11 protein-coding genes are annotated in these 16,863 nt (G+C 49.3%); 6 read left to right on the forward strand and 5 right to left on the reverse strand.

Annotated elements, in window-relative coordinates; genetic code table 11:
* Positions 1–100: 100 nt before the first annotated feature.
* On the reverse strand, positions 101–1,054 hold the full coding sequence (locus tag HMPREF3179_RS04860) for a bile acid:sodium symporter family protein (protein ID WP_048767977.1): 954 nt from the start codon (positions 1,052–1,054) through the stop codon (positions 101–103).
* A gap of 163 nt (positions 1,055–1,217) precedes the next feature.
* Between HMPREF3179_RS04860 and HMPREF3179_RS04865 the strand changes: the two genes are divergently transcribed.
* Positions 1,218–2,174, forward strand: a complete 957-nt coding sequence (locus HMPREF3179_RS04865; RefSeq protein WP_070469894.1) for an AEC family transporter — start codon at positions 1,218–1,220, stop codon at positions 2,172–2,174.
* Positions 2,175–2,331: 157 nt separating this feature from the next.
* Here the strand turns inward: HMPREF3179_RS04865 and HMPREF3179_RS04870 are convergent, their stop codons facing one another.
* Genes HMPREF3179_RS04870 through dsrO form a run of 3 tightly spaced genes read right to left on the reverse strand, consistent with a single transcriptional unit; the run spans position 2,332 to position 7,321 of the window.
* Positions 2,332–5,427, reverse strand: a complete 3,096-nt coding sequence (locus tag HMPREF3179_RS04870; RefSeq protein ID WP_018026719.1) for a molybdopterin-dependent oxidoreductase — start codon at positions 5,425–5,427, stop codon at positions 2,332–2,334.
* A 15-nt stretch (positions 5,428–5,442) separates the two neighbouring features.
* Complete coding sequence (gene nrfD, locus HMPREF3179_RS04875; RefSeq protein ID WP_018026718.1) at positions 5,443–6,531, reverse strand: NrfD/PsrC family molybdoenzyme membrane anchor subunit; 1,089 nt, start codon at positions 6,529–6,531, stop codon at positions 5,443–5,445.
* Positions 6,532–6,547: 16 nt separating this feature from the next.
* Entirely contained in the window at positions 6,548–7,321 is a 774-nt protein-coding gene (dsrO, locus tag HMPREF3179_RS04880) for a sulfate reduction electron transfer complex DsrMKJOP subunit DsrO (RefSeq protein ID WP_036559091.1), read from the reverse strand.
* A gap of 260 nt (positions 7,322–7,581) precedes the next feature.
* Here dsrO and HMPREF3179_RS04885 point away from each other — a divergent pair, with 260 nt between their 5' ends.
* From HMPREF3179_RS04885 to putP, 5 genes are all read left to right on the forward strand, one after another.
* A complete protein-coding gene (locus tag HMPREF3179_RS04885; protein ID WP_070469895.1) occupies positions 7,582–8,952 on the forward strand; it encodes an FAD-binding oxidoreductase in 1,371 nt (456 codons plus the stop codon).
* Between the two features lie 19 nt (positions 8,953–8,971).
* Positions 8,972–9,346, forward strand: a complete 375-nt coding sequence (locus HMPREF3179_RS04890) for a glutaredoxin family protein (protein ID WP_036559084.1) — start codon at positions 8,972–8,974, stop codon at positions 9,344–9,346.
* 60 nt (positions 9,347–9,406) lie between these two features.
* Positions 9,407–10,219, forward strand: coding sequence for an aspartate dehydrogenase (locus HMPREF3179_RS04895; protein ID WP_070469896.1), 813 nt, complete (start codon positions 9,407–9,409; stop codon positions 10,217–10,219).
* 283 nt (positions 10,220–10,502) lie between these two features.
* Complete coding sequence (gene putA, locus HMPREF3179_RS04900) at positions 10,503–14,483, forward strand: trifunctional transcriptional regulator/proline dehydrogenase/L-glutamate gamma-semialdehyde dehydrogenase (protein WP_070469897.1); 3,981 nt, start codon at positions 10,503–10,505, stop codon at positions 14,481–14,483.
* Between the two features lie 147 nt (positions 14,484–14,630).
* Positions 14,631–16,151 (forward strand): sodium/proline symporter PutP, encoded by a 1,521-nt coding sequence (putP, locus tag HMPREF3179_RS04905; protein WP_018026712.1) that lies wholly within the window; start codon positions 14,631–14,633, stop codon positions 16,149–16,151.
* A 58-nt stretch (positions 16,152–16,209) separates the two neighbouring features.
* Here putP and HMPREF3179_RS04910 read toward each other — a convergent pair whose 3' ends face one another.
* Positions 16,210–16,842, reverse strand: coding sequence for a response regulator transcription factor (locus HMPREF3179_RS04910; protein WP_070469898.1), 633 nt, complete (start codon positions 16,840–16,842; stop codon positions 16,210–16,212).
* Between the last annotated feature and the right edge of the window lie 21 nt (positions 16,843–16,863).

Here is a 16,863-nt window from a genome sequence, read left to right on the forward strand (position 1 = left end):
TAAAGGAAGGGGTCTTACGGCAATTGTTGATAAACAAGATAAAAAACGATTTTTTTACCTAAAGATCACTGGGCGCACTTGGCGCCCAGTTTTGTATCAATTACTTGGTGCTCGGCGTAGTGTCTGCTGCACTGCCTTTACCAGCCCAATAGGTTGCCAATAAAGGCCCTGAAATATTGTGCCAAAAACTAAAGATAGCACTTGGCACCGCTGTTACTGGACTCGCCGCAAAATGCACGCCCGCCAAAGCAACACCCAGGCCTGAGTTTTGCATACCAACCTCAATCGAGACCGCTTTCTGATCGGCATAATTTAGGCGGCAAACTTTCGCTACGATAAAGCCGATCAAATACCCCAAGCCATTATGCAAAACAACCACCGCAAAGATTAGCAGCCCCGATTCGATAATGCGATCTTTGGAGGCACCCACCACAAAAGCGACAATCAGCACAATACCGATGACGGACACTAAAGGCATCACCTCACCATAGGAGGCGGCCTTTTTACCCAACACAGAGCGCACAATCAAACCTAAGACGATGGGTACCAGCACAATTTGTAAAATGCTTTTAAACATAGCGACTGCGTTAATATCAAGCCATTCGCTTGCGAGCAAAAAGAAAATCGCTGGCGTCAAGAGCGGGGATAGCACGGTAGACACTGCGGTCGTACTGACGGATAAAGCGGTATTACCACGTGCCAGATAAGTCATCACATTAGACGAGGTACCCCCAGGGCAACATCCCACCAGAATCACCCCAACCGCTATTTCTGCCGGTAGTTGAAATAGAATGCACAGCCCATAAGCTAATAAGGGCATGATGGTGTACTGAGCTACCGTCGCTATCAGAACAGACTTCGGCTGCTTTAGAACACCTTTAAAATCATCAACCGTCATGGTGACGCCCATACCGAACATGATCACCCCCAAAATCAAGGCAATATAGGGTCCTACGAAGCGAAATAGCGTAGGATTTATAAAGGCAATCGCAGCAAAAAGTAAAACCCACAGGGCAAAGGTTTTTTGAACAAAACGACTAAAACTTATAATCATCGAACTCTCTCTTTCCAATCAAAATACCACTAGTATATCCTAGTGTTAAATTGTTACCTTCGACAAGCTGCCGCTAGTCGCTTATTGTTGCCTGATAGAATGAGCAAGTGCGCAAAATCGCTCACGTTTCAAATGATGTTTTAATTTTTTCTTTGGCGGTGTTATGACGGGATCGTTTTTAGATGCGATGCTCTTCTCGGTGGGCGTCACGCTACCTAGTATTTTATTATTGGTGTTGGGTTGGTATTTACGGCGTTCCGACCAAATTGATCAGCGCTTTTGTGATCAAGCATCAAAAATCGTGTTTAATTATTCCCTGCCCGCACTACTCTTTTTTAGTATTTATCGCAGCGATACCGACTTATTGGAAAACCTTAATTTGATCCTAGCCGGTGTGGTTACGATCATGAGCCTCTTTCTAGGTGCGGAGCTGGTGGCACATCGCCTGGTTAAAGCGCCTCGCGATCATGGCGTGTTTGTACAGGGTGTATTTAGAGCCAATATGATGATTATTGGCTTAGCATTTGTTAGTAGTGCCTACGGCGCTAACGGTGTTGCCATTGCCGCTATTTTTGGTGGTGTACTCACGCTATTACTTAATGTGCTTGCCGTGATTACGCTCAGCAAAGCCACTGGCAACAAAAAATTCAACCCCTTATTAATGGCTCGCCAAATCGTCACTAATCCATTAATTATCGGGATCCTATTGTCGCTCGCTTGTAAATGGCTGCATGTGCCCATCCCTTCACTCATTGCCGAAGCCGGCGGTTATGTGTCGAGTCTGGCCTTACCCCTAGCCTTAATTTGTGCGGGCGCAACGCTAGATTTTAGAAAAATCTTCAGCGCAAGCGATATTGCCATGTGGTCTAGTGTGGGTCGCTTAATTGTCGCCCCCATCGTAGCCGTGATTGTCGGCTTAGTCTTTGCTTTGAGTAGCATGGAGCTCGGTGTGATGCTACTGATGACCGCTTCTCCCGCCGCTGCCGCTAGCTATGTTATGGCCAAAGCAATGGGAGCTAATGACGTTGCCGCTGCCAATATCATTGGCATCACCACAGTCGGCGCCATGCCAACCATGGCCGTCAGCTTAACCCTATTGCGATTTTTTGGATTAATTTAGCAAAGCCATTACGCTCTCGAACACACAAAAAATAACCGACCAACTTACTAACACGAAGTTGGTCGGTCATCCTAGCAGAAGATGCGGGGGAGCCATCATGCTGCTAGCTCAAGCTTATTGTTAAGGGTCCTTGAGTAACCCTCCTTGCCGCATCCTCTTAGCCTGCGATAGGCTCCACCTTGGCAGGTAAGCCATTACGCACGACCGCACCGGACACACTATCAACCCAGATATTTTCATGGTTGCGGGTCGGATCGGTTAAGCCAATATCGTTAATATTGACCCCAGCACGAATAAAGGGTGCATCAGGCCAGGTGTGATCACCGATTTGGTGCGCACGACCGCCCAACTCAGTGTGACCGAAACCATGCTCAATGCCCACACAACCGCGCATCACGCCTGGGTACACAATAATCGTACCTTCAACCGCTCCGCCTGGAGTTGAGACCTTGGCCACTTGACCGGTGGTTAAACCAAAGCGCTTGGCATCATCCGGGTGAATAATCATCGGATTATCCGGCTTTAAAATCGTCAAGGAGGTACCGATGGTATACGGACTTAGCAACTGCGATTTAAAGCTCACCAATAATAATGGCCAATCCTCTTCGCTATAAATCTCACGCATCGGTGTACCGTTAGAGAAGTGCGGCTCACGGAACTGTGCCGTGCCCCAGTTATGCTCGCCGTTAAGGTAGTTTCTGGAGCTGCCGACATTCTCATTCCAAATCCACAGTACATTGCTAAAGCGATGCTTTTGCCACTCAGGGTTGTTTTTATCCTGCGCTTGATCGGCATTTTCAAAGCGTCCACCGCGGGTGTAGAGATAAGCAATTTTACGCCACTCTTCTGGCTTTAAACGGCTTTCTAAATCTGCGCGCATACGCTCTACGCCGGAGAAAAGCAAGTCTTCATCAGTCGCATCAGGCACTGGCTTGCCGCCGGCATACGCAATATTGGCCCCGCCACGGAAGTACCAGTCCTCAGCCGTTTCTAAGGGTACCGGATTACCATCAGCGTCCTTTAAACCCTCCTTACCAAAGCCCGGTAAGCCCATGTACTTCGCCAGCTCAATATGGAAGCTCTCCACCGCAATCGGCTGACCACTCGGTGTTTTGGCTGCGGCGGCTTCGACCACAGGCCAACGTGCTGCCATGGTTTTTGTAGGCACACCGTTCCACGGCGAGACCCAACCCCAGCTTTCATACAGCAAGCTATCCGGCACAATGTAGTCGGCATAGCAGTTTGTCTCATTAATAAATGGATCGATTGAGACAATCAACGGAATTTTCTTCGGATCGAGTAACTGCTCTTCAAACTTTTTCTTGAGACCAGCAATACCGTACACCGGGTTACACATCCAAAGGATCAAGGCATCCAATTTGTATGGATAGTCATTGGCAATGGAAGCAAACCACTCCGTACCTAAACCCGGCGCATTAGGGTACCACTGGGTTGGTGCCGGATAGAGAGGCTCACCCGCTTCCTTACGACGTTTAAACTCGCTGGTACGCTCAAACGGTACATTACGACCAATAGGAATACCGCGTGGCTGCACCTTGCCCTCAAAATCAACTAAGTTATAACGAGGACCGGCACTTGCATCACGGAAGCCGCCACCGCCCATCACAAAACCACCCTTGGTATTAAGGTTGCCAATGAGCGTATTTAAGGTCACCACCGCAAAGGCATTGTAGAAGCCATTACCTGACATCATGCCACCGTGCGCCACAATACTGGCATTGGTGCCGTGTGAGGTAAACTCATCAGCCAAGCCTTCAATCACTGGTACTGGAATACCACAATAGGCTGACGCCTCCTCAATGGTCTGGCGCATAGCGGATTCTTTGAGTAGCTGTAAGGCAGTTTTTAGCTTGATATCTTTGCCGTTTAATAATAAACCCTCTGGCGCTTCTAATTGCGCTGGGCTCATTAGATTAATCGCCGACTCAAATTCATTATGCTCATTGAGCACAATATATGGGTCATCATCACCGTAGCGCTTTTCTTCCTCAATCTCTACGCCAATATCGGAACCGCGTAAATACTTACCGTAACGCGGATGGCTCGGCTCCTGAATCACTAACCAAGCGGCGCTACAGTACGATGGAAAACCACGCGACTCAGCATATTCAGGGTTAGCACAAGATAAATAGTCCTTGTTATGACGGTCATTTTCAAAAATCCAACGCATCATCGCCATCAATAAGGCACTATCCGTACCTGGGATAATTGGCACCCAGTTAGAACGGTCACCGGCGGCGCGGTTATCGGCATTACTCAGCACGGGGTCAATGATGACGTAATCCATTTTACCGTCCGTACGTGCTTTGGCAATTAACTCACCCGTGCGACGGAACGGGTTACCGGTTGCACCCGGCGCGGTACCAATAAAGATAACAAACTCCGCATTTTCCATATCCGGCTTAGCGTGCGGCATGGCTCGGTGATCCCCGAACACTGCACCCGAACCCGAACGCCAAGAGCCACCACACCAAGCACCGTGACGCACAAAGTTTTGCGTACCGAATGACTGGTTCCAGAAGCGACGTATTAAGGCCTCACGACCATCGTTGACCGAGGTGATAACCCCCACTTTATTCGCAATGGGACCAAATTCTGGGGCCTCTGCTTTGATCGGCGTTTTTAAATCGCGTAATTCTTTAAAGCCTTTGACATGACCTTCACCAAACAAATCACCGCCATCGGCCACTTCACGAATTAATTGCTCAAAGGAGATGGGCTCCCATTTACCTGAGTTACGTGGACCCACACGCTTGAGGGGTTGCAATACACGGAATGGCGAGCTATGGTGCTCTTTTACCGCATTACCACGACCGCAAAGCGTGGCACGATTTCGTTGCCCTAACTCCTGATGTTGTGAGGTAGCGATAAAGCTGTCTTTAACCGAGGTTTCATAGGGTAAGTGATTAGCCGCTGCCAATGGATGGAAAGGGTTACCGCCCACTCGTAACACACGACCTGTTTCCTTATCAATGCGCACACGCACACCACAGATGGTGGTACAGCCTAAGCAAGTGGTGTAACTAACCTGCTGCTTCGGATTCAGTGTGATCTCACCAGTCTCTTTATTCACACGATACTCCGGCTCGTGCGAATAACCGTTTAACTTATCCTCTTTGGGATCTTTTTTTGCCAGCATCCCATGAGCCATACGACTAAGAGTTTGTGAAAAACCCAGCGCACCGGCCGCCAGACCACCGGCTGCAATCATTTCTCTACGCTTTAATTTCATGATAGTACTCCTAGATTAATTCTCTTCTAATTCCAACTGTCTTAAAGGCACGAGGGAAGTTAAGACGATATACACAAAGACACATAAACCTAAGGTGCCAACAATCCCCAATAAACCATCTGGACCCCACGGTAGGGTGTAGCTATAAGAACCAGCACCGGTTTTAGGAATTTCCTGACCACCCATAAACACGGTCCAGCGGAACATCCATACCGTAATCACCGTCAATAAGCCTAATAACAAGCCATTACCAGGGAAGCGCCAAGCCATTAATAAGGTGGCAAACACAATCAGCACGCCAACGATGGTAAATAGCTCCCAATGATTAATAAAGGTAATTAAGCTCATGGCCTGAGCAATTTTCGGGCTTAGACCGCTAAAGCCTAAGAGCAACCAAATACCGCCTACCACCACCATCGCTAATTGGGCCCAGAAAATCACCTTTACCAAAGGATTCATCACCGCTTTATCGCCGCGATTGGCAGTAAAAAAATTTAGGATTAAGGCAGCACCCGCAGCACCCGCCATGGCGGTTAAGACAAACTGCACCGGTACCGCAAAGTTATTCCACATCGGGCGTGATTTAATCACTGCGACCTCCATCCCGGTATACACCATCACTAACATGGCGCCAATAAAAGCAAATAAGGCAGCTACCTTAAGCCACGTCGTCTTAGGCTGCTTTTTAAGCGTCACCCAAGCAGCCAATTTAGCGTAACGGTGATTTGCTGCAGCGGATTCTTTGAGTAGGGGCTGCAAGGCTAAAAAGCCGTAAATTACCATCCACGCCACATAGAACACCAAGAAAATCGAACCCCACGACATCCATGACGTTTTTTGGAAATGCAAATAGAAGTTCATAAAGCGTCCCGGCTGGTGTAAGTCAGCCAATAGCGCAACGGGTGCAATTAAGCCACAGGTGAGCATAACAATCAGGGCATAGTTAGACGCCACCTTCCACTGAGGCTTTTTAAATACAACCCCCGGTAGGGATAGTAAGAATGAGCAATAGCAAATACCAATTAAAAAGAAGTACTGCACTGCCCACGGTAACCAACCCACTTTGTGGGTGATGTTTAAGGTTTCAATAATTTGTGCTTCCATGATTCTCTCCTACGCCCTAAGCCTTAGCCGCTTCACCACGATTACGTGGCTTCCATAGGGTGCTATCACCCTCGATTTTGTCGGTAAAGCGATCGTCTAAGCCAATGTAGTAAACGCGTGGTTCCGTTGACATTTCCGGTTTCAACACTTTAAGTTCGGACTTATGCTCTTCCATACGTTGGCGAATTTCACTCTCAGGATCGTTTAAATCACCAAAGATACGGGCACCACCCACACAGGTTTCAACACAACCAGGTAATAAGCCCGCTTCAACGCGGTGCAAACAGAAGGTACATTTATCGGCTTTATGCGTTACGGGATTAATAAAGCGCGCATCGTATGGACAGGCTTGTACACAGTAGGCACAGGCCACACAGCGGTCGCTGTCGACCACCACAATACCGTCTTTACGCTTATAGGTTGCACCGACCGGACAAACTGGCACGCAAGGTGGCTTATCGCAATGATTACAGAGTCGCGGCAAAACGTAGGAGCCGGCCTGTTGTTCTGTCGGATCATCCGACATTTTGACGCTGTAGGAGGAAACAATGGTTCTGAAGTTGCCCTCAGGCACGGCATTTTCCTGAATACAGGTCATGGTACAGGCTTGGCAACCGATGCAACGACGCACATCGATTAACATGGCCCAGTATTTGCTCGCATCATCGGGGGTGGAGGCGGTTGCCACCTTAGGCATTGCCACGGCACCCGCCGTCACCACGGGTATCCCCTTTAAAAAGCTACGACGCGACTTTTCGACTTGGTGTTTACAGTTGACGTGAGTATTCATTTTTAACTCCTTTTGTTTATATGCTTATTCTAGGAGTCGGCTATTTTTTTGCCTATCGGAAGTTCTTACCCTCACTAGATGAAATCATCTAGTTCTGGGGCTTTTTAAGAAAAATTAGCGCTAACACTTGATGTAGATCAATTGACGTACAATAGTAAAAAAGCTTTGTTATGCTGCTCTTGTTGAAGCGGCATAGCGTTTAATTTATAAGCTAGAGCGAGTAAAATACCCGCATCGCTATTTTTTTAAGGAACGCATCCATGACAGCACAGGAACAATTCCTACAAGCAACCGCATCCCTACAACCGATTAAGGATGAAAGTTTATACACCCAATTTTTAACGGATTTTACCGATATCAAGCCGGGCAAGCCCTTGGCTGTATTTCGCCCTAAAAGCACTGAGCAGGTGGCCGCCATTATGCGCGCCTGCACCGAGTATGGCATTAAGGCAGTGGTGCAAGGTGGCCTCACCGGTCTAGCCGGCGGCGCCACGGTGCAAGATGATGAAGTCATCATCAATATGGGACAAATGAATCAAGTAGTGGAGTTCGACGAGGTTGGCGGCACCCTCTGCGTTGAGGCCGGTATGGTGTTAGAGGAGCTATGCCAATTGGTTGAGGCCAAAGACTGGTACTTCCCACTGGATCTGGGTGCACGTGGCAGCTGCCGTATCGGTGGCAATGTTAGCACCAATGCGGGTGGTAATCGCGTGCTACGCTACGGCACCACACGTGACTTAGTGATGGGGATTGAGGTCGTGCTACCTGATGGTACCGTACTCAATATGTTGCGACGCCTGATCAAAAATAACACAGGCTTAGACTTAAAGCACCTCTTTATCGGCACAGAGGGTCGCTACGGTATTATCACCAAGGTCATGTTACGACTCTTTCCAAAACCGCAACGACGCTACTCCGCCCTCCTAGCCACTGACAGTTTTACGCAAGTCACGGACTTATTAAAGGCCGCCCGTGCTCAACTGCCTGAGCTTTCTAGCTTTGAGCTTATGTGGAAAAACTACATCTCGGTCGCGGCCGAGGTCACACAATCTGAGATACCTTTTGAGGGCGCTTATGCGCATTACATCTTAATTGAAATTGAAGGCGCTGATGACGAGCAATTAGAAGAAAAATTCCAGCGCTTTTTAGAGCACGCGATTGAAGCAGGCCTAGCTGATGACGCCATTATTCCGCAAAATATGACCCAGGCTAAAGCGCTATGGGTATTACGTGATGCGGCTGCGGAGGCCATGCGTGCGCGTGCCCCCTACGTAGCCTTTGATATTGGCATCCCATTGCGAGATATGCCTAAGTTTATCGAGGAGGCGGAGGCTGCTATTGCTGCTGCCTACCCACAGATAGAGTGTCAGTTATTCGGCCACTTGGGCGACGGTAACTTACACCTTACCACGGGTAAAATGCGTGAGGAGGACTATATTCCAATTGAGCAATTAGTCTATGAAATCGTTGAAAAATATCATGGCAGTGTCACTGCGGAACATGGTATTGGGGTGATTAAAAAGCCATTTTTGCACCATAGCCGTAGCGGTGAAGAGCTACTGTTAATGTCGCTCATCCGTAAACTACTTAACCCGCACAACACCCTGAATCCAGGGCGTGTGATTGATTAATGCATTCAGGAGAAAGCGCATGTTAGCCAAAGCACTTAGAAACGGCTTAGGGTGTATCCTTGCCAGCGTCGACCAACTGACGCGACCTACACCACGACAACGCAGCGCAGAAGCGCAGGCAGAGGTTAATGCACGCACCGCCAAGATGAGCTTATACCAGTTTCACGGCTGCCCTTTTTGCATTAAGGTACGCCGTGAAATGCATAAGTTGAATTTAGCGATACAAACGCATGATGTGAATAAGGATCCGCAAGCCGAGCAAGCATTAATTAGTGGTGGCGGTAAACGCACCGTGCCTTGCTTACGCATTGAGCATGAGGATGGCACGGTACAGTGGATGTACGAGTCGCAAGATATTATTAACTATTTACAGGATCAGTTCGGCTCACTTTAAGTCCTGCTATTGAGCGGGAGAGACGGTCGTAGTCGCATTGCTAGAGGATTTAATTAAGTCATGATGAAACGTATTGCTGTGATTGGCTACGGCGCCATTGCCAAGGATGTCTTAAAGGCATTGCAGGCATTGATAGACACGCATCACATTGCCATCTTAGTACATACGCGCTCAGCACTCAGTGATGCCGACTTAGCAAGCCTACCCACGACAGCCGAGGTTACGCAGGAGCCGGCACGGCTTTGGTCATTTAAGCCAGACTTAGTGATTGAAGCAGCGGGACAGGCAGCGGTGGCCCAATATGTGCCTGCCTGTTTAAGTGCCGGCGCCGATGTGTTAATCAGCTCCATTGGCGCCTTGGCCGATACGGATTTGTACGCCGAGCTACTTAAAGTGGCGCAGCAGTTTCAGCGCCGTATTCTCCTGCCGGCTGGCGCCATTGCCGGTTTAGACTATCTCCAATCCATTCAAGGAGCAACAGCGCTACAGGTTATTTACGAATCACATAAACCGGTGGCTGCGTGGTTGCCAGAGCTTGTAGCATTAGGCATTGCACCGGCATCGGTGCAGGAGCCTTTAACGCTGTTTGAGGGTTCGGCCGCTGAAGCCGCTAAACGCTACCCACAAAATCTTAATGTTGCCGCCACCCTCGCCTTGGCCGGGATTGGCATGGAGCAAACACAGGTGCGGGTAGTGGTCGATCCTCACATTCAAGAAAATCAACACCATATTTTGATCCGCAGTGAATATGGCGAAATGCGTCTGCAACTCAGCAATACCCCTGCACCGAGTAATCCTAAATCCTCCCGGGTGGTTGCGCAAAGCATTGCTGCCGTGGTGAAAAAAGAGTTTGCGCAGTTAAGAATTGCTTAAACAGCGACTTGCGAGGCTTTGACTGCTAGTACCAACGGCCTAGCGTGCGTTGAGAGCCTAAGGCGGTTGCTCAGGTGCTATTTTAGAGGCTCGCCCCACACCCCGGTTGCACCCCTACCCCCCTAATAAACACCAGCTATCCTATTATTTTTACGCTTATTTTTATCCTATCAAGGGTTATTCCTGATTGTTCAAATATAGCAAAAAGCTATATAAAACAACCGCAAAGTATAAAAGGTTGCGCCTTTTTTGCGCTGTTTGCAACCCACCTTAGGAGAATGTGATGAGTGCCACCACCTTGGGCGTCAAGGTTGACCCCGTTTTAAAAGAGCGTATCCGTGAGGCCGCCGAACGCATCGGTCGTACCCAGCATTGGTTTATTAAGCAATCCATTTATTCCATGTTGGAGGAAATTGAGGCCGGACGTCTACCCGCCTCCCTGCAACATGCCTTAGCCTCAGAGGCTGTCAGCCTAGCGGATTTAGAAGAGGCCGGTCTTAGCCCGAGCAATGAGGAGCAGCGTCAGCCCTTTTTACATTTTGCACAAAACATCGCCGCCCAATCGGTTTTGCGTGCCGCCATTACTGCCGCCTATCGCCGCAGCGAGCCAGAATGTCTACCGATGTTATTGGCCTTGGCCGATCCCGGCGAACAAAAAAATGCCATTTTACAAACTGCCCGCAAACTGGTTGATGCCCTACGCAATAAGCGCATCGGCAGTGGCGTCGATGGTTTAATTCATGAGTACTCTCTGTCCAGTCAAGAAGGCGTCGCCTTAATGTGCTTAGCGGAAGCGTTGTTGCGCATCCCAGATAAAGAAAGCCGCGATGCCTTGATTCGCGACAAAATCAGCCGCGGTGACTGGCAATCGCACCTCAGCTCCGGTTCCTTATTTGTAAATGCCGCAACCTGGGGGCTCATGATCACTGGCAAACTCGTTTCCACCAACAGTGAAAAGCGGATGTCATCTGCCCTCAGCCGTCTCATCGCCAAAGGCGGTGAGCCTTTAATTCGCCAAGGGGTAGATCGTGCGATGCGACTGATGGGCGAGCATTTTGTCTGCGGTCAAACCATCGCCAACGCCCTCGCTAACAGTCGCAAATGGGTTAATAAAGGCTTTAACTACTCCTACGATATGCTGGGCGAAGCGGCGATGACAGATGCCGATGCCTTAAACTACTACGCCGCCTATGAGCAAGCGATTCACGCCATCGGTAAAAGTGCCGCCGGCTTGGGTATTTATCAGGGACCGGGCATTTCCATTAAACTCTCCGCTCTGCACCCGCGCTACTCGCGTTCACGCTACGATACCGTGATGACAGAGCTGTATCCACGCTTACGCGACTTAACCCTGTTAGCGCATCGCTACGATATCGGCATTAATATTGATGCCGAAGAAGCCGATCGCTTAGAGCTCTCGCTTGACCTCTTAGAGCGTCTCTGCCATGAGCCAGCACTTAGTGGCTGGAATGGCATTGGCTTTGTGATTCAAGCCTATCAAAAACGCGCGCCGTTTGTAATTGATTACGTTATTGATCTGGCACGCCGCACTAAGCGCAGACTGATGATCCGCTTGGTCAAAGGCGCTTACTGGGATAGCGAAATCAAGCGAGCGCAAGTTGACGGTTTGGAGGGTTACCCAGTCTATACGCGCAAAGTGCATACCGATGTGTGCTATCTCGCCTGCGCACGTAAGCTATTGGATGCCCCAGAATTTATTTTCCCGCAATTTGCCACGCATAATGCACAAACCGTGGCCTCCATCTACCATATGGCGGGCAATAACTACTATCAGGGGCAGTTTGAGTTCCAATGTTTACATGGCATGGGTGAGCCGCTATACGAGGAGGTCGTGGGCGCAAGCAGTGCCGGTAAGCTCAATCGTCCTTGCCGTATCTACGCCCCCGTTGGTTCTCACGAAACACTACTGGCTTATTTGGTGCGTCGTTTATTGGAAAATGGCGCTAACTCGTCCTTTGTTAACCAAATTGCCAATAAAGAGATCGCTATTGACGGCTTAATTGCCAACCCGGTTGATGTCGCTCGTGCCATTGAACCGCTGGGCTCAGCCCATCCAATGATTCCAGAGCCGCGCAAGCTCTATCAAAGCCAAGGTGAGGATCGATTAAATTCCCTCGGCTTAGATCTATCCAATGAGCATCGCTTAGCCTCACTATCGGCGGGTTTATTAGCGAGCGCCCTAAAACATCGCTTAGCCCTACCAGCAAGCTTTAAGCATGGTGAAGACAGTGAAACATGGCCAGCGGCGGCGCAAACGCGCTTAATCGATATTATTAATCCGGCCGATCAGCGCGATATCATAGGTCAAGCCGTATTTAGTAATGAGGAGGAAATCGCTGCTGCCTTAGCACGTGCCGAGCAGGAACAAGCGATTTGGGCAGTCACACCAGCCCAGGAACGTGCCGACTATCTACTTAAAGCAGCCGATTTACTAGAACATAAAAGTTCGGATTTTATTGCGCTAGCGGTACGTGAAGCGGGCAAAAGCTACCCCAATGCCATTGCCGAACTACGTGAAGCGGTGGATTTTCTACGTTACTATGCACGCCAAGTGGCAGAAAACTTTGAAATCGACACCCACCCACCCTTAGGCCCAGTGCTATGCATTAGCCCGTGGAATTTCCCCCTAGCCATTTTCTTAGGGCAAATCAGTGCGGCCTTGGCAGCCGGTAATGTGGTGCTTGCCAAGCCAGCAGAACAAACACCCTTAATTGCTTATTATGCGGTGCAGTTACTACATCAAGCAGGTGTGCCGGAAGCAGCGCTACAACTACTACCCGGTGAGGGTGATGTGGGGGCTGCGCTGGTGGCAGATGCACGTATCCAAGGGGTGCTCTTTACGGGCTCCACGGCGGTTGCCAAAGCCATTGCCGACACCCTATCACAGCGTTTAAATGCAGCGGGTCAGCCGATTCCTTTGATTGCCGAAACCGGTGGTCTTAACGCCATGATTGTGGATTCCTCTGCCTTGGCTGAACAAGTGACTGCCGACGTGATTAATTCGGCCTTTGACTCGGCCGGTCAACGCTGCTCCGCCTTACGCTTATTATGTGTGCAGGAGGATGTGGCAGAAGCCATTATCACCATGATCAAAGGGGCCATGAAGGAATTATGCTTAGGAAACCCTGACCGCTTACGCACTGATGTGGGGCCAGTCATTGATGCGGAAGCACAAAAGAACATCGCCGATTATATTGAATCAATGCGAAGCAAAGGCTTTAAGGTTGAACAGTTGCCTCGCCCTGCGCACACAAATCACGGCACCTTTATTCCGCCCACCATCATTGAAATCAATCAGGCAGGCGATTTGGAGCGCGAAGTCTTCGGTCCCGTGCTGCATATTGTGCGCTACCGTCGCGAGCAGTTAAATGACTTAATGACGCAGATTAATGCCAGCGGCTACGGTCTGACCTTTGGCGTGCATTCACGTATTGATGAAAGCATTGATAAACTAACTGCACAAATCAAAGCAGGTAATGTCTATGTGAACCGCAATATTGTCGGTGCGGTGGTGGGCGTACAGCCCTTTGGTGGTCAAGGGCTGTCTGGTACAGGCCCGAAAGCAGGTGGACCGCTCTACCTACATCGTTTAGTACAACAAAGCCCAGCCTTAACCCTGGATCCTGATGCATTCAACGAGGAAACCAGGGATGCGGCGGCATTCAATGCGATTCAACATTATCGCGAGTGGATTAAGACGCACGCTGAGGCCGAGGAAGCCGCCCTAGTGGAAAAAACTTTAAATCAGCAGACCCTGGGCTATAGTCAAACGCTACCCGGCCCTACCGGTGAGCGTAATATTTACCGCTTATTACCACGCGGTCGTGTGCTATGTATGCCAAGCACGGCATTAGGTTTTAAAGTGCAATTGGCTGCGTGCCTAGCGGGGGGTAATCAGGCCGTCTTTGTGACGGAGGCAGCCTTAGATAGTCAGAATTTACGAGCACAATTACCGCCGGAAGTTCAAGCCTATGTTGAGCTACAGCCCGCCTTAGAGCCATTACTCAAGGATCAGGCGAAGCCACTGGATGCGGCCTTATTTGAAGGTGATAGTGACCGCTTAAAGCCTTTAGCACAGGCCTTAGCCAATTATGAGGCAGCCATTATTCAACCGCAAGCACTGAGTAGCGAAGCCCTGAAAGCGGGGCAACTGTACCGTGCCGAAAGGCTCTGCGTTGAGCGCTCTCTAAGCATTAACACGGCCGCAGCAGGAGGTAACGCCACCCTAATGACCATGATTTAATCTGAGAGCAGGCAGTGAGGGCTTGAAACATGTTGCGCGCAATTGCTGAAAGCACGGATTTCAAGCCCGATAAGGCTTGATTATTTTAAATAAATACTTTTAAATAAACACACTTTCACTTTTTTCCAATATGCAAAGGAGATTGATATGCATGGTGCAGTGAGCTCATCGATTATTATCGTCTTCTCGATTTATATTATCGGGATGGTACTAATCGGTTATTTAGGCTACCGTTCGACTAAGGACTTATCCGACTATATCTTAGGCGGCCGCAGTCTAGGTCCTTTTGTGGTGGCATTAGCAGCCGGCGCTTCCGATATGAGTGGTTGGCTGTTGATGGGTTTACCAGGTGAGGTATTTACAGCCGGTATTTCCGCTTCGTGGATTGCCATCGGCTTAACCATCGGTGCTTATATTAACTGGTTACTCGTTGCTGGTCGTTTGCGTGCCTACACCGAAACAGCGGGCAATGCCCTCACCCTATCGGACTATTTTGCTAATCGCTTTGAGGACCGTAGCAACTTGCTACGCATTGTATCGTCCATTGTGATTTTGCTATTCTTTACGCTCTATTGTGCCTCCGGTGTGGTCGCTTCGGCACGCCTCTTTGAGAGTATGTTCGGCTGGGATTACAACACCGCCATGCTCTTAGGTGCGTTATTTACCATTGCCTACGTTTTTATCGGCGGTTTCTTAGCCGTCAGCTGGACCGATGCAGTGCAAGCCTCCATGATGTTTACCGCCTTAGTGCTAACGCCAATCATCGTGCTGAATCAAGTGGGTGGTGTTGAAGCGGCTTCAAGCATCAGCTTGGACTTTAACCCCAATAGCTTAAGCATGTTCTCAGGGGTTAGCGCCATCGGCATCATCTCCTCTTTAGCATGGGGTTTAGGCTACTTCGGTCAACCGCATATCTTAGCGCGCTTTATGGCCGCTGAATCCATTAAAAGCATTCCGGCAGCGCGTCGCATCAGTATCACATGGATGATTTTGTGCTTAGCGGGTGCCGTCGCCGTGGGCTTTTTCGGTATTGCTTACTTCTCGCCAGTCGAGACCATCACGGATGAGGCTACCTTGGCCGCTGCTAACCGTGTCTTAGAGAATCCTGAGCGTGTCTTTATTGAGTTCTCCGTACTGCTGTTCCACCCTTTAATTGCGGGTCTACTACTAGCAGCGATTTTAGCAGCGGTGATGAGTACCTTATCAGCGCAATTATTAGTATGCTCTAGCTCGCTGACCCAAGACATTTATAAGCCCTTTATTCGTCCGGGCGCTAGCCAAAAAGAATTGGTCTGGTTCGGTCGCTTTATGGTGTTAGCAGTGGCCTTAGTTGCTATCTACCTCGCCAGAGATCCAAACAGCAAGGTGCTAGGCATGGTGAGCTATGCGTGGGCTGGTTTCGGTGCCGCTTTCGGTCCGATTGTGATCCTCTCTGTCTTCTGGTCACGTCTAACGGCTAAGGGTGCCTTAATCGGTATGATTGTCGGTGCCGCCACCGTATTGCTATGGAAAAACTATGTTGACAGTCAACTCTATGAAATCGTACCGGGCTTTATCTTGTGCGGTTTAGCTGCGATCGTCGTGAGCTTAATCGACAAAAAACCATCGGCCACGATGCTACAAACCTTTGATAAGGTCAATCAAATCATGATCGACTCACGTCGCTAGGTCGATTGCTGACGATTGGATAAAGCGCCTCGCTTACCCCATGGGTGAGCGAGGTTTTTTAATCTAAGCTGTGGGGATCGGCCTTTAGCATCAAATGAGCTAGTTCTGCGGCACTGCTGATCTCCGCCTTTTCCATCACATTTTGACGATGAATATGCACCGTTTTTTCGCTAATATCTAATTGCTGTGCAATTAAGCGATTGGATTGACCACGGGCAAGTAAATTGGCCACCTGCTTTTCGCGCGGCGATAAGCGCGCCAAAATCTCTTCGGCCTCCTGCTGACGTTGTAGACTTTCCCTCGTTTGCTGAGCAAAACGCACCGCTGCCGCCACCTCATCTAACAGCACTTGGTCTTTAAAGGGCTTACTTAAAAAACCATATGCGCCTAACTTCATGGCTTGCACGGCCATTTCAATATCACCATGACCCGTCAGAAAAATGATCGGCGTAATCCAACCCAGCTCATTTAACTTAAGCTGTAATTCCATACCGCTCATCAAGGGCATACGAATATCCAATAAGATACAACCCGCCTCCGCGACCGGTTCGGGACAGGCCTCTAAAAACTCAGCCGCCGAGGCAAATGCTTCGACGCGCCAGTCCAAATCCTCTAATAAAAAAACCAAGGAACGACGAAAGGCATCGTCATCATCAATGACAAAAACTAGATTCGTATCTATGGCGTCCATGGTGATCCTAATAATGCGTGT

The organism is Oligella sp. HMSC09E12 (assembly GCF_001808505.1).
In the GTDB taxonomy this organism is placed as follows: Bacteria; Pseudomonadota; Gammaproteobacteria; order Burkholderiales; family Burkholderiaceae_B; genus Oligella; species Oligella urethralis.

Excerpts from the sequence above, each read along its gene's own strand:
- HMPREF3179_RS04860 (WP_048767977.1), bottom strand. The coding sequence starts at position 1,054 with ATGATTATAAGTTTTAGTCGTTTTGTTCAAAAAACCTTTGCCCTGTGG.
- HMPREF3179_RS04865 (WP_070469894.1), top strand. The coding sequence starts at position 1,218 with ATGACGGGATCGTTTTTAGATGCGATGCTCTTCTCGGTGGGCGTCACG.
- HMPREF3179_RS04870 (WP_018026719.1), bottom strand. The coding sequence starts at position 5,427 with ATGAAATTAAAGCGTAGAGAAATGATTGCAGCCGGTGGTCTGGCGGCC.
- nrfD (WP_018026718.1), bottom strand. The coding sequence starts at position 6,531 with ATGGAAGCACAAATTATTGAAACCTTAAACATCACCCACAAAGTGGGT.
- dsrO (WP_036559091.1), bottom strand. The coding sequence starts at position 7,321 with ATGAATACTCACGTCAACTGTAAACACCAAGTCGAAAAGTCGCGTCGT.
- HMPREF3179_RS04885 (WP_070469895.1), top strand. The coding sequence starts at position 7,582 with ATGACAGCACAGGAACAATTCCTACAAGCAACCGCATCCCTACAACCG.
- HMPREF3179_RS04890 (WP_036559084.1), top strand. The coding sequence starts at position 8,972 with ATGTTAGCCAAAGCACTTAGAAACGGCTTAGGGTGTATCCTTGCCAGC.
- HMPREF3179_RS04895 (WP_070469896.1), top strand. The coding sequence starts at position 9,407 with ATGATGAAACGTATTGCTGTGATTGGCTACGGCGCCATTGCCAAGGAT.
- putA (WP_070469897.1), top strand. The coding sequence starts at position 10,503 with ATGAGTGCCACCACCTTGGGCGTCAAGGTTGACCCCGTTTTAAAAGAG.
- putP (WP_018026712.1), top strand. The coding sequence starts at position 14,631 with ATGCATGGTGCAGTGAGCTCATCGATTATTATCGTCTTCTCGATTTAT.
- HMPREF3179_RS04910 (WP_070469898.1), bottom strand. The coding sequence starts at position 16,842 with ATGGACGCCATAGATACGAATCTAGTTTTTGTCATTGATGATGACGAT.